Here is a 14,770-nt window from a genome sequence, read left to right as displayed (position 1 = left end):
TGTGTTCAAAGATATCTTAACAGGATTATGGGAGCCCTATGCCGTCATTGAGCTGATTAGTTTGCTATAAATGATTTAAAGTTGTTTAACGATAAAATGGTAAGATAAAGAATGGCTATAGGCATCACTGATTCGAAGGTAGACTTTAACATTTGATAGCTAACAATCTCAGCTTAAAATTATTATAATCATCAACGCGCTTGATTTATCTGATAATACCCCAAATTATAAGAAACAGATTCATACCTCATATACCTAGTTTTTAATAATATTCACTTTATAAATTGAAGAACTGAAAAGACCTAAAGGATTATTTATGACCCAGTCTCAAGCTCAGCAAGATTTCAACCGCATTACCAACAACCCTCACTTCGATAGCTTAGTAAGCGCCCATGATAAGGTGTTGCGTGGCCTACAAGACGCTACCATAAGCACCCCTCAAGCAGCTCTAGTACCTATGGTTGTTGAGCAGTCAGCTCGAGGTGAGCGCTCGTTTGACATCTACTCTCGCCTGCTGCGTGAACGCGTTATCTTCTTAACAGGTCAAGTTGAAGATAATATGGCCAACTTAATTGTGGCACAAATGCTATTTTTGGAAGCTGAAAACCCAGATAAAGACATTCACTTGTATATTAACTCGCCAGGTGGCTCTGTCAGCGCTGGTTTAGCCGTTTTTGATACCATGAACTTTATCAAGCCAGAGGTATCTACCATTTGCATGGGCGGTGCTTACAGCATGGGATCATTCTTATTAGCAGCTGGCGAAAAAGGCAAGCGTTATGCGCTTGCCAATTCTCGCGTAATGATTCACCAGCCATCTGGTGGTGCGCAAGGTCAAGCAAGTGATATCGAGATTAATGCCCGTGAGATTCTAAAAATTCGTGACCGTCTAAATCGAATTTTAGCCGAGCGCACGGGGCAACCTCTTGAAAAAATTGCGCAAGATGTTGAACGTGATTACTGGTTAGATGCTGTCGAGGCCAAAGAGTATGGTCTGATTGATGAGGTATTAGAACGTCGCCCTGAAGATCTGAAATAAACCTTCTTAGACCTTTATTTTATATGGCTCTAAAACTCATCAACTCGATGTTATTTAGAGGTTATTTAATCAGCGAGCTTATTTAAATTAGCTTAATCGAATTGGCTTAATAAACATGAGCCAATACACTTAAGCTAATTAGACTAATCTTTCTTGCTTTATCAGATCAAAAGTTATGAATTACTGTCGCTACTGACACATATTGCTTAACCGTTTATGTCATTTTTATAAAAATTCAAGCAGTCATCAAGTGTTATGCAGTGAAATGACAGACCTATTATTGAGGAGCGCCAAGCATGGCTAAAGACAAAACACCACAGTGTTCATTTTGTGGTAAGAAAAAAAATGAAGTAACCCAGCTCATTGCCGCCGACGATGCCAATATTTGTAATGAGTGTGTAGCGCTATGCACTGATTTGATTGAAGACAGTCGTCAGACTGAAGCCAATGAAGAAGGTGACGATACGGTTATTAATTCATGGTTAGATAAAAAACTACCCACGCCAAAAGAGATTCGTGAACATTTAGATGGTTACGTTATTGGTCAAGAGACTGCTAAAAAAGCCCTGTCTGTCGCTGTTTATAACCACTACAAACGCTTAAAAGTAAGCGCTAAAGATGCAGCCAATAAGCGAGATAACAAAGTCAATAATGAAAAGGTCGAGCTTACCAAGAGCAACATATTACTCATCGGCCCAACGGGATCTGGTAAAACGCTTCTGGCTCAAACCCTTGCTCGCATGCTGGATGTCCCCTTTGCTATGGCGGATGCCACCACCTTAACTGAAGCGGGCTATGTAGGCGAGGATGTTGAGAACATTGTACAGAAGCTACTCCAAGCCTCTGATTATGATGTTGAGAAAGCAGAGCAAGGCATCATTTACGTTGATGAGATTGATAAAATCAGTAAAAAGGGTGAAAACATGTCCATTACCCGTGATGTCTCGGGTGAAGGTGTTCAGCAAGCTCTGCTTAAGCTAATCGAGGGAACCGTCGCTGCCATTCCCCCTCATGGCGGACGTAAACACCCAAATCAAGAGTTAATTCAGGTAAATACCAGCAATATTTTAGTCATTGTTGGCGGTGCCTTCTCAGGCCTTGATAAAGTCATTCAGCAGCGCACTGAAAAAACAGGCATTGGCTTCAATGCTGAGGTTAAGTCTAAAGATGAAGGCAAGCAAATCTCTGAACTCTTTAAACAAGTAGAGCCTGAAGATTTAATCAAGTTTGGGTTAATCCCTGAGTTAATTGGTCGTTTACCCGTCATTGCCACACTTGAAGAGCTTGATGAAGATGCGTTAATGCAGATTCTAACTGAACCAAAAAATGCCATCGTTAAGCAGTATCAATATCTATTCGAGATGGAAGATGCGGAACTTAAATTTACCGATGATGCTTTAGAAGCCATTGCTAAAAAAGCAATGGCACGAAAAACAGGAGCACGTGGACTGCGCTCCATTGTCGAAAATGCCTTGTTAGATACTATGTATGACCTACCTTCAATGACTAATGTGACCTCTGTGCTGGTTGATGAAACCGTCATCAACGATGGTGCAATGCCCAAAATAGCGTAATACAGCTTTAACTTTACACTGTATAGTGGTTTATGGAAGCGCTTATCATCAAGATAAGCGCTTCTTTTTAGCTATAATCAAAGTATTTCAAGAGGGGTATAAATCCAGTGAGATTAACACCGAGGCGGTTTGTAAATACTTCGACCATATTAGCATTAGCTTAATTAAACAGTGGAGTGCCTATGCAGCCATTGAAGACAGTAAATCCAGTATCTCCAAACGCTAATACATTCACTTTTGTGCTTAAATTGACAGTAATGCTTATTGGCGCATTTGCCTTTTTACAGGTCTACTCAATTCAATCCATTTTGCCAATATTGATGGTGGATTTTGACGCCAGTGAAGTACAAGTCGGAATGGCGGTTGGCGCAACTGTAATGGCGGTTGCCGTTATGTCTCCTTTTTTGGGTATGGTATCAGATGCCATAGGGCGTAAATCTATCATTGTCGCAGCCCTTATATTTTTGGCACTGCCTACCGCTTTAATTGCCACAAGTAATACCGTAGAAACCCTTACTATCTGGCGGTTTTTACAGGGGTTGTCTGTACCTGGCATTACCGTCGTTACTATTGCCTATATAGGCGAAGAATTTAAAGGTCGTGCCGTTGCTGATCTGATGGCTTATTATGTTTCAGGATCAGTATTTGGCGGATTTTCTGGTCGATTTATATTAGGACACTTACATGAGTGGATAGGTTGGCGTATGGCCTACTACGTTATGGCAGCCTTAACTTTAGTGGGCGCACTGTGGGTAGCCAAGACCTTACCAGCGTCAACAAACTTTGTGCCAAGTCCTAGATTTCGGGACACATTAATCACGTTTGCTCATCATTTGAAAAATCGCTACGTCATCTCTGCTTGCCTATTGGGGTTTTGTGTGCTGTTTTCTTTAGTAGGCTGCTTTACTTTTATCAATCTACACTTAGCTGTCAAACCCTACACCTTAAGCACGGGGCAGCTGGCTAATATATTCGTGGTATATCTTATTGGGGTGTTCATTACCCCACTCTCTACAAAAATCGTGCACCGCTTTGGTTCAGCTCGCAGCATTATTTTCGCTGTTTTCGTGTCTATGTGTGGTGTTTTGCTTACCCTAGCATCTCCCCTTTGGTTAATTATTGTTGGTTTATCTATTATGTCTTCGGGTGTGTTTATTACTCAGTCTGCCACTATTGGTTATATTGCGACGAATGTTTCAGAAGGACGCTCTTTAGCTTCTGGAATATATTACATGAGTTATTATGCCGGAGGTACATTTGGTGCTTGGCTGTGTGGACTTGCTTATGCGAGAGGTCAATGGTCTTATACCGTTTGGTTGTTGGTAGCAGTTCAAGGATTGGCTTTATTCATTGCTGGTTTCGGTATGATAAAGACAAAACTTAGCCATTGAGCTATTAATTTTTAAAATACTATTATTCGGTTAAGTTACCAAATAATACAATTGCGTATTGTAAAAGAGTTCGTCAACACTGATGTTTTATAGCAATTGGTTAATTTGTTATATGATTGACCTGTTATACCATTGACCTATAATCAATACTCTGTTAAATTCAAACGATACGATCTGTATCATTAAAACCATTAATCAATATTCTTCAAAACCGTTTAAAATAGTAGAACTTTTTAACACTGTTATTATGCGCAATAAACTGTTATAAAATAAATTGTTATGACGCTAAAAAATTTCGTATTAACAGTGAATTAGCAAGGAATGCTAATTTCAGGCAAAGTCAAAATAGCTGTCTACTTTGTCACTTTTTTATCTTGTGATTATACCTATCACTTTTGCTAGCTAAGGAAGGCAATATGCACAACCAATATACGAACTATACCGCTACCTCTACTGAGTCATATTCAGATATCTATAACTCTTCTATAAGTAACCCAACCGAGTTTTGGCGTCAGCAAGCCGAACGTATTTACTGGCACAAACGCCCTGATCAGATACTAGATGACAGCAATCTACCCTTTGCCAAATGGTTTGTTGGCGGCGAAACCAACCTTTGTTACAACTGCATTGACCGCCATCTGGAAGATCGAGCTGAGCAAGATGCTTTTATTTGGGTTTCTTCTGAAATTAATCAAGAATTACTTGATAATCATCCTGACGTTAAAAAGGCGTTTAGAGCCCTTGATAACTATGTCGAATATTACACCGATTATGCCAAACGTCGACTCACTTACAACACGCTTTATAAAGAAGTGAATTACTTTGCCGATGTATTACAGCGTATGGGAGTTAGCAGAGGTGACCGAGTAATTATATACATGCCCATGATTTTAGAAGCCACTTATGCGATGTTGGCTTGTACACGTATTGGTGCCATCCATTCCGTAGTATTTGGTGGCTTTGCCTCTCACAACTTAGCCGTACGTATGGATGATGCGGAAGCCAAAGTGCTGATTACTGTGGATGCCGGATTACGTGCGGGTAAAGTCATTAACTATAAAAACTTAGTGAATCAAGGTATTAAAGAAGCTAGGTGTAAGCCTGAAAAAGTTATAGTAGTAGACCGCGGTATCATGCCATATAAACCAGAAGACAGAGATGTGGATTATGCTACCGAGCGACGTATCAGTTGCGATGCAGATGCTCGAGTAGCGCCAGTATGGTTGGAGTCAAGCGAGCCTTCTTATCTACTTTATACCTCAGGCACAACGGGAACCCCAAAAGGTGTACAGCGGGATACAGGGGGTCATGCTGTTGCCCTAGCTACCTCAATGGACTATATCTATGATGGCAATCCCGGCGAAACATTTTGGGCTATTTCTGACATCGGCTGGGCTGTTGGGCATTCTTATACCATCTATGCCCCTCTATTACGTGGCATGACCAGTGTCGTGTACGAAGGTCTTCCTCATAAACCCAACCCAGGTATGTGGTGGCGTATTGTGGAAGCCAATAAAGTAAACATTATCTTTACCGCTCCCACTGGCATTCGTATGTTGAAGAAACAAGATGAAAGTTGGATAACACGTTATGATTTAAGTAGCGTCAAATCCTTCTTTTTAGCAGGCGAGCCGCTTGATGAGCCAACTGCTGACTGGCTAACAGGTCATATGGGTGTACCAATTTTAGACCACTACTGGCAAACTGAATCCGGTTGGCCAATTCTGAGTCATGCTCCTAAATTTAATCATAAAGCGCACAAATCTGGTTCTCCAGGCTATCCCATGTATGGCTATAACGCCAAAGTGGTTAATGAAGAAACAGGGGAAGACTGTGCCCCTCACGTAAAAGGCATGTTGGTTATTACAGCTCCTTTACCCCCAGGTTGTTTAAGTACTGTTTGGCGAAATGATGAGCGCTTCATAAAGAGCTATTTTAACTTGTTTGATGGTAGACAATACTCCACCTCTGACTATGCCATGACCGATGAAAACGGCTATTTTTATATCCTCGGTCGCACTGATGATGTGATTAACGTGGCAGGGCATCGTCTTGGCACTCAAGAGATTGAAGCGGCAATTAGCCAGCATCCAGAAGTTGCCGAGGTCGGCGTTGTCGGTATTAAAGATGAGTTAAAAGGCGAATTACCGATTGCATTCTGTATATTACGAGATCCTTCTATTATTTCAGATACCGAAAATCGTTTTCGTGTTGAACAACAAGTTATCGGTACTGTCGTAAAATCTTTAGGAGGTCTGGCTCGTCCTGCCGCTGTTTATTTCCCGAAAGCTCTACCAAAAACCCGGTCTGGTAAAATCTTACGCCGAGCTATTCGGGCGCTTGCCGAGGGTAAGTCGACAGGAGATATGTCAACACTTGATGATCCAACAGCCATTGATGCGGTAAAAGAAGCGTTAGAGCATTATTAAGTTTTGTACACTATCAGAAATTAAGTTTTGTACACTATCAGAAAAAGTTAAAGGCGTTATCTTTATTAAAATGCAAACTGTAAATGATTCATATATTTCCTAACCTCGAGGTAATTATATTTTACTAGTGGCTAATTATTTAACGCCTCTAAAACTAGATAGCCCTGAGAAATACTTTACTTCTACATTTTTGCAAGGAAGCAATAAATGACCATTTTCGCGATTGTTTTATCTCTTGGTCTGCTGATGTATTTTGCCTATAAAGGGGTTAGTGTGCTAATACTAGCACCCATTCTCGCATTGCTTGCCGTCGTTTTAAGCGGTCAAGCAAATGAATCAATGGGCATTTATACCCAAGTATTTATGAAAGGCATGGGTAGTTTTGCTGTTAAATATTTTCCGTTATTTATACTTGGTGCCATCTTCGGAAAGTTAATGGAAGATTCAGGATATGCCTATAGCATCGCCAAAAGTATCGTCGATAAGTTAGGCAGTCATCACGCGTTACTCGCTATTGTGTTAGCGTGTGCCATTTTAACCTATGGTGGCGTTTCCGTTTTTGTCGTCGCATTTGCAGTCTACCCAATTGCAGCAGCCTTATTTAGAGAAGCAAATATTCCTAAGCGTCTTATTCCCGGTGCGATTAGTATCGGTGCATTTACGTTTACTATGACCGCACTACCGGGCACACCCGCCATTCACAATGCCATTCCCATGCCGTACTTTCAAACCGACGCCTTTGCGGCACCCGGCATTGGCATCATCGCTGCTGTCATAATGTTAGGCGGAGGTATGCTTTGGATGAATTATCAGCTGCGCAAAGCTAAAGCTGTAGATGAAGGCTATGGTAGCCATATCCTAAATGAAAAAGACTTTGATGTATCCGGCAAAGTCCAAAACTTTTGGCTCGCTTTACTCCCTATTGTTATCGTGGTATTGGGCAACTATCTTTTCTCAAAAATCATCATACCTATGTGGGACAACAGCTATTTAGCGGGAGAACAGTTTGGCGGAGTGGAGATTAGTTCATTAATCGGGATTTGGTCTATCATTATTTCATTAGCCATTGCCTGCCTTTTTGTTATTATCCTGAACTTTTCTAGAATTAAAAGTTTATCGGAGACCCTAAACGAAGGAGCAATGGGATCATTATTGCCAATATTTAATACCGCATCTGAAGTTGGCTACGGTTCAGTAATAGCGAGCTTAGCAGGATTTGCGGTTATACAGCATTTCTTAATGGGTATCGCCTCAAGTAACCCTCTTATTTCAGAAGCCATTATCATAAACGTATTGGCAGGTATTACAGGATCAGCCTCTGGTGGTTTGGGAATTGCCTTAGAGGTCATGGGTGAAAATTATATGCTTTTGGCCCAACAGTACAATATCAATCCTGAACTAATGCATCGCATTGCTTCGTTGGCTTGCGGTGGCTTAGATGCCCTACCGCATAATGGCGCCGTTATTACCATGCTGACAATCTGTGGTCTAACCCATAAACAGTCTTATGTTGATGTCTTTATTACAGCCGTCGTCGTTCCTATTTTGGCAACTATTGCGGTTATTATACTAGGCACTATGTTTGGCTCTTTTTAAAAATACAACGAAAAGAAAGTTACAAACACATAAGTCACTAAATTTTAAAAAATAACAACGCTATTTATAAAAATTTTCTTGTAAAATGATTTTATATGTATCATTATTTACTAAATTTATTCATTTAATTTCAATAATCTCAATGATATCAGGTCTAATTTCTTTCATGGAACGGTCTAATTTCATGAGACTTAGTTTAATAAGACTTGGCTTTATATCATTATTTATAAAAAACTAAAACTTTAACAGTTAAAAGATAAGGACATCCTATGCAACAAGTAAAACAACTCATTAACGGTCAATTTGTTGACTCAAAAACGCAACAGTGGATTGAGCTAACCGATCCAGCCACCCAAGAAGTCATTGCTAAAGTGCCTCAAACTACCGATGATGAAATTAATGAAGCGGTAGCAGCAGCTAAGGAAGCGTTTAAAACGTGGCGCAAGACCCCTATCTCTACTCGTGCCCGTATTTTCCTAACTTATCAAGCACTTATCCGTGAACATATGGATGAGCTTGCCGAACTACTGACATCAGAGCAAGGTAAAACTATCGCTGATGCTCGTGGGGATGTGTTCCGTGGATTAGAAGTGGTCGAGCATGCTGCTGCTATTGGCAATTTACAACAAGGCGACTTTGTTGAAAATGTAGGCAGTGGCGTCGATACTTATAGTATTTGGCAACCACTGGGCGTTTGCGCTGGTATTACCCCCTTTAATTTCCCTGCCATGATTCCATTATGGATGTTCCCGATGGCTATTGCCACTGGTAATACCTTTATATTAAAACCTTCAGAACAAGACCCAATGGTAACCATGCGTTTGGTTGAGCTTGCTGTTGAAGCAGGCGTACCTAAGGGCGTTTTAAATGTGGTGCATGGTGCCAAACCTACGGTTGATGCGATATGTAATCATCCTGATATCAAAGCGGTATCTTTTGTGGGATCAAGCCATGTGGGTCGTCATGTATATGACCTTGCTAGTAAAGCTGGAAAGCGCGTACAGTGTATGATGGGTGCAAAAAACCATGCGGTTATCTTGCCTGATGCGAATAAAGAACAAACCCTAAATCAATTGGCTGGCGCAGCATTTGGCGCAGCAGGTCAGCGCTGTATGGCATTGCCTGTTGTAGTGCTTGTCGGTGAGGCCAAACAGTGGGTAAATGACATCAAGGCTAAGGCAGAAACACTGGTGGTGGCAGCGGGTAAAGATGACAAAGATTTAGGGCCGCTAATTAGTAAATCCGCCAAAGAGCGTGTTGAAGGTTTGATTCAATCAGGTGTGGATGAAGGTGCTAACCTAATTTTAGATGGTCGTGGCGTGGTCGTCGAAGGTTATGAAAATGGTAACTTTGTTGGTCCTACCATCTTTGATAATGTCACTACTGACATGCAGATTTATACGCAAGAAATCTTTGGCCCGGTCATGTGTATCATGCATGTCGATTCTCTAGATGATGCCATTGAGCTAGTCAATGCCAATCCATATGGTAATGGTACCGCAATCTTTACCCAGTCTGGTGCGGCAGCGCATAAGTTCCAGCAAGATATTGATGTTGGTCAAGTCGGTATTAATTTACCCATTCCTGTGCCACTACCTATGTTCTCATTCTCAGGCTCTCGTGGCAGCAAGCTTGGCGATTTAGGCCCTTATGGTAAGCAAGCAGTGCAGTTCTATACCCAAACCAAAACTGTTACCGCCCGTTGGTTTGATGATGAGGCCAGTAAAGGTAAAGTAAATACGACTATTTCGATGTAAACATCAGCTATATTCTGCTAGAACGAAATAGCTTTTTTAGCGATAGATTGAAGAAAAATAATTCTGGATAATCTAGAAAATGCTTATTAATGAAAAGTAACTTTTATGAATCAGCTGTTGACGAGTAGCTTAAAAGAGGTATTTCTTTACAAATGGCTTGTTGAAAAACAGCTACCAAAAGACAGCCTTTGAAAGAGCAACTTTAGAAAAATATCTGTCAAAATTTGTTGCCCACTGTTCATTATTAGCATTGATTATTAGCATTGATTTAATTGTTTTTTATCAGCTAATCCTATTAATTAACCTTGGGCAACACCTCTATATAGGACATTTCATGGATTTTAAATTAAATGATGATCAATTAGCATTTCAACAAGCAGCCCGTCAGTTTGCAATAAAAGAACTAAGACCCAACGCCGCAGAATGGGATAGAAACAGTCATTTCCCCATTGATGTGATTAAAAAAACAGGCGAACTGGGCTTTCTGGGCCTGTACACCAATCCAGACTATGGCGGATTAGGACTACCCCGTCTTGACTCTGCTATTGTTTTTGAAGAACTGGCGTGGGGGGACACATCTGTCGCATCCTATATCAGTATTCATAATATGGTTACATGGATGATTGGCGAGTATGCGAAAGATGACATACGTAGCGAAATTATACCTAAATTAGTGAGTGGCGAGCTTTTAAGTAGCTATTGCTTGACCGAGCCTAATGCAGGTTCTGACGCAGGATCGCTAACCACAAAAGCAGTAAAAGAAGGCAGTGGCGATGACAGCTATTATATCTTAAACGGTGAGAAAACCTTTATTTCAGGTGCTGGCTCTACTGATATTTTAGTGGTCATGACTCGTACTGGTGCTGAGGGCCCAAAAGGTGTTTCTGCTCTGGTAGTCGATGCCCATAGTGAAGGTATTAGCTATGGTAAAAACGAGCACAAGATGGGCTGGAAATCTCAACCCACCCGTACCATCCATTTTAAAAATGTAAAAGTACCTGCTAAAAACTTACTGGGTAATGAGGGCGAAGGCTTTAAGTTTGCCATGAAGGGCTTAGATGGCGGTCGTATAAACATTGGTATTTGTGCAGTTGGCACCGCGCAATCGGCATTAGAAACAGCCTTAAACTATGTACAAGAGCGCAAGCAATTTGGTAGTGCGCTTGCTGAGTTACAATCCGTTCAGTTTAAGCTGGCAGATATGTTGACGCAAACGGTAGCTGCACGTCAAATGCTATACCTTGCGGCAAGTAAAGTTGATAGCAATGATGCGAATGCCACCACTTTTTGCGCTATGGCAAAACGCCTCGCTACCGATTTAAGTTTTGATGTGGCTAATCAAGCGTTACAGCTGCATGGTGGTTATGGCTATCTGAATGAATATCCGCTTGAGCGACATTTGCGTGACCTACGCGTGCATCAAATACTTGAAGGTACAAACGAGATTATGCGAGTAATCGTCTCTCGTAAAATGATGGCAGAGGATGCGCTAATGAGCTTACGTTAGACTATAAATATATAGAAACTAATAATAAACAAAAGGTGCAACATGACAACTTATACCAACCTAGACCTATCCATTGATGGTCATATCGCCACATTAACACTGAACAATCCGCCAGCTCACACATGGACTTATGACAGTCTTATGTCATTAAAACAGCTTGTAGAAGACTTAAACAAGAATGATGAGGTTTATGCCTTAGTCGTGCATGGGGATGGTGAGAAATTCTTTTCAGCAGGGGCAGACTTAAACAGTTTTGCTGATGGCGAAAAAGGCAATGCAATTTCTATGGCTATCGCTTTTGGCGAAGCGTTTGAAGCCTTATCAAACTACCGCGGAGTAACCATTGCCGTAATTAACGGCTATGCCATGGGTGGTGGATTAGAAACTGCATTAGCTTGTGATATTCGTATCGCTGAGGCGCATGCAGTCATGGCGTTACCTGAAGCCAGTGTTGGCTTGCTACCTTGTGCCGGCGGTACACAAAACTTACCCTTGTTAGTCGGTGAAGGCTGGGCAAAACGTATGATTCTGTGTGGCGAGCGAGTGGATGCTGAAACAGCACTACATATTGGCTTAGTCGAGGAAGTAGTAGAAAAAGGAGAAGGGGTTAACGCTGCTCTCGATCTTGCTAAAAAAGTTGCTAAACAATCACCTGTTGCCGTAACTTATTCAAAACAACTTATTCAAGCCGGTAGACATCAACCTATTGCGAAGAACTTAATCAACGAGCGTGAAGCATTTGTTAAGTTGTTTGATACAGCTGATCAAGCTGAAGGGGTTAATGCATTTTTAGAGAAACGTAAGCCAACATGGAAAAACAAGTAGATAAGCTAGGTCTCTTAAGTTAAATCGTTGAAATCATTTATATTTAACCCCTTCATTAATGTCAGTAATGATCTTAATATGTTCTTAATATATAGGTAGGGGTTAGTTAAGCGCCAGCTTATTTGTTTACATACATGCTATTTTAGAGACCACATTAATTTAAGTGTATGACTGAAAAAAGAATGATTAGCCATAAGCCAAACAAGCGAAAGTGCTGTATTGAGTAGAGTAAACGCATTCAATAACCCTACTCTCATGTTGGAATAGTATGATTTTTACCAAAGATCTTTTTTAATTTAACCGTTTAAAATGGTAACCTATATGCAAAACGACTCTAGCCCAACTTCTATCAACGACGACTCTGTGTTATTTCAAACCTACCCAACCGATTGCGGACACCTCATAGGTGAAATGACTTTAAACTCACCAAAATCACTCAATGCATTGAGTGTAGATATGTGTGAGCGGATGGCAAGTCAACTAGCGCAATGGCAACAAAATGAAAAGGTTGTTGCTGTATTGCTAAGAGGTAGTGGCGACAAAGCATTTTGTGCAGGTGGTGATATCCGTAAACTATATGACAGCATGGTAGATCATCCACCCTCGCCAAACCCCTATGCCACTGAGTTTTTTAGTACAGAGTACGATTTGTATCGACAGATGCACTTTTATACTAAACCCCTTATTTTATGGGGCAATGGTATTGTCATGGGTGGCGGTATGGGTCTTATGGCGGGTTGTAGCCATCGCATTGTTACTGAAACCACCAAGTTTGCCATGCCAGAAATAACCATTGGCTTGTTCCCAGATGCTACAGGAAGCTGGTTTTTACAACGTATGCCCGCCAATTCAGGATTGTTTTTAGGTTTGACCGGTGCTATGTGTAACGCCAGTGATGCCATGCTGGTTAATCTTGCGGAATACGCTATACCGAGTGAGAGTTATGAGCAAATGGTTAAAGCGTTAACCTCAACGTCGTGGCACAGCGATTCTGTTAAGCCAGACACGGCGCATATCATTACAAGCCGCTGTTTAGCAACGCTATCAAGCTCCACTAAAGTTGATTTAAAACCAAGTAAACTGGCCCAATACTGGCAACCCATTCATAAATTAATGACTACTGGGGGGCTAAAAGATATTGATACTGTATTACAAGATGACAGCAAACTACACCAGTTAGACTCAGACTTTGCTGAGGATAAATGGACTCAAAGAGCAGTGGCCACGTATCGACACGGGTGCCCAGTATCAGCAGCATTAACTCACGCGCTGTATGAGCATGTCAGTAATTTATCACTTGAGCAGGTGTTATACTTAGAAACAAACGTGGCTGTTCACTGTGCCAATAATCCAGATTTCCAAGAAGGTGTACGAGCCCTGCTTATTGATAAAGATAGAAACCCAAGCTGGTCTCGAACACTTGATGAGTGTTTAACTGCTGAGGGGCAGCAGTACATTGCCAATCATTTCAGCAACCCTTATCCCGAGGCAGCCCACCCGTTTACTAGTTGGCTAAGTGCCGATGCTTTTGGTAATAAAGTGGTTCGATAAGCTAGCCACCCGGTAATTAAACTCATTAATCTTCAATTTATTTTCATCCTATATTCATCAGGGAGTGATGACATGACAACCAATAACAATACGCATATTGCCTTTATTGGCCTAGGTAACATGGGTGGCCCCATGGCTAAAAACCTATTGCAAAGTGGCTATCAAGTTACTGTATTTGACTTATCTGACGCGGCCCAGAAAGCTCTAGAAGAAGTAGGCGCTAAGACATCCAATTCGCCACAAGAAGCGGTTAGAGGCGCTCAAGTTGTTATCAGCATGTTGCCTGCCGGCAAACACGTAAAAAGCGTTTATTTAGGCGACTCAGAAAGCGGTAAGTTAACTCAAGATGGCTTACTCAATCATTTAGAAAAAGGTACTTTAGTGATTGATAGTAGCACCATTGCAGCGGCAGATGCCCGAATTGTTGCTGAGAATGCGCAAGCACTTGATATAGAGTTTATGGATGCTCCAGTCTCGGGAGGGACAGCAGGTGCAGCAGCAGGCACGCTTACGTTTATCGTTGGGGGCAATGCCGACACCTTTAAACGTGCTAAACCCATACTGAGTGCAATGGGCAAAAATATTTTCCATGCGGGGTCTCATGGTGCAGGTCAGGTTGCTAAAATATGTAACAACATGCTGCTTGGCGTACTCATGAGCGGGACCTCTGAGGCCATAAACCTTGGCGTGCAAAATGGCCTAGACCCCAAAGTGTTATCAGATATTATGTTGCAAAGTTCAGGTCGCAACTGGACACTTGAGGTTTATAACCCCTACCCTAACGTATCCGCTGATGTACCTTCAAGCAAGGGCTATACAGGCGGTTTCATGAGTAAACTTATGCACAAAGACTTAAACCTAGCCTTACAAACAGCTAAAGACACAGGTGTTGATGTCCCCATGGGTGCTAAAGCAATGGAACTGTATGATGAACATATTGAATCACATGGTGATAAAGACTTTTCAAGCATCATAGGCCGTTTTGATAAAAGTCTTTTGAATAAATAAGTTAACTATAGTCAACGCGGTTTGTTATCGCCGTTGAGTTATAAGAATAGTAGACGCTTATAATAGCTGCGGGTTGAAAAAAAGCGCATATCA

At 41.4% G+C, this 14,770-nt stretch carries 10 protein-coding genes; all 10 read left to right on the top strand.

Translation table 11 applies throughout. The annotated features are described in order from the left end of the window. The first annotated feature begins 316 nt into the window (after positions 1-316). The 10 genes from clpP to mmsB all read left to right on the top strand — a co-directional run bounded on the left by clpP (position 317) and on the right by mmsB (position 14,677). The gene (gene clpP / locus AC2SLN_RS00205) at positions 317-1,039 is read left to right on the top strand and encodes an ATP-dependent Clp endopeptidase proteolytic subunit ClpP (protein WP_486548990.1); all 723 of its coding nucleotides are present in this window, start codon (positions 317-319) and stop codon (positions 1,037-1,039) included. Positions 1,040-1,335: 296 nt separating this feature from the next. Beyond that, positions 1,336-2,613, top strand: coding sequence for an ATP-dependent Clp protease ATP-binding subunit ClpX (clpX, locus tag AC2SLN_RS00200; RefSeq protein WP_486548991.1), 1,278 nt, complete (start codon positions 1,336-1,338; stop codon positions 2,611-2,613). A 257-nt stretch (positions 2,614-2,870) separates the two neighbouring features. Further along, positions 2,871-4,004, top strand: coding sequence for an MFS transporter (locus tag AC2SLN_RS00195; RefSeq protein ID WP_486549097.1), 1,134 nt, complete (start codon positions 2,871-2,873; stop codon positions 4,002-4,004). A gap of 416 nt (positions 4,005-4,420) precedes the next feature. Continuing rightward, the gene (locus tag AC2SLN_RS00190; protein WP_486548992.1) at positions 4,421-6,433 is read left to right on the top strand and encodes a propionate--CoA ligase; all 2,013 of its coding nucleotides are present in this window, start codon (positions 4,421-4,423) and stop codon (positions 6,431-6,433) included. A 207-nt stretch (positions 6,434-6,640) separates the two neighbouring features. Continuing rightward, on the top strand, positions 6,641-8,029 hold the full coding sequence (locus AC2SLN_RS00185; RefSeq protein WP_486548993.1) for a GntP family permease: 1,389 nt from the start codon (positions 6,641-6,643) through the stop codon (positions 8,027-8,029). Between the two features lie 269 nt (positions 8,030-8,298). After that, positions 8,299-9,786, top strand: coding sequence for a CoA-acylating methylmalonate-semialdehyde dehydrogenase (locus AC2SLN_RS00180; protein ID WP_486548994.1), 1,488 nt, complete (start codon positions 8,299-8,301; stop codon positions 9,784-9,786). A 334-nt stretch (positions 9,787-10,120) separates the two neighbouring features. Then, positions 10,121-11,293, top strand: a complete 1,173-nt coding sequence (locus AC2SLN_RS00175) for an acyl-CoA dehydrogenase family protein (protein ID WP_486548995.1) — start codon at positions 10,121-10,123, stop codon at positions 11,291-11,293. 42 nt (positions 11,294-11,335) lie between these two features. Beyond that, entirely contained in the window at positions 11,336-12,118 is a 783-nt protein-coding gene (locus AC2SLN_RS00170) for an enoyl-CoA hydratase (protein WP_486548996.1), read from the top strand. Between the two features lie 321 nt (positions 12,119-12,439). Next, complete coding sequence (locus tag AC2SLN_RS00165; protein ID WP_486548997.1) at positions 12,440-13,669, top strand: enoyl-CoA hydratase/isomerase family protein; 1,230 nt, start codon at positions 12,440-12,442, stop codon at positions 13,667-13,669. A 72-nt stretch (positions 13,670-13,741) separates the two neighbouring features. Then, positions 13,742-14,677 carry a 3-hydroxyisobutyrate dehydrogenase gene (mmsB, locus tag AC2SLN_RS00160; protein ID WP_486548998.1) on the top strand — a complete coding sequence of 312 codons (936 nt, stop codon included), beginning with the start codon at positions 13,742-13,744 and terminating at the stop codon, positions 14,675-14,677. The last annotated feature ends 93 nt before the right edge of the window (positions 14,678-14,770 follow it).

It is taken from the genome of Psychrobacter sp. CX90 (assembly GCF_057396305.2).
The sequence above is the reverse complement of the archived record's forward strand: the minus strand, read 5'-3'. Positions and strand labels throughout refer to the sequence as shown.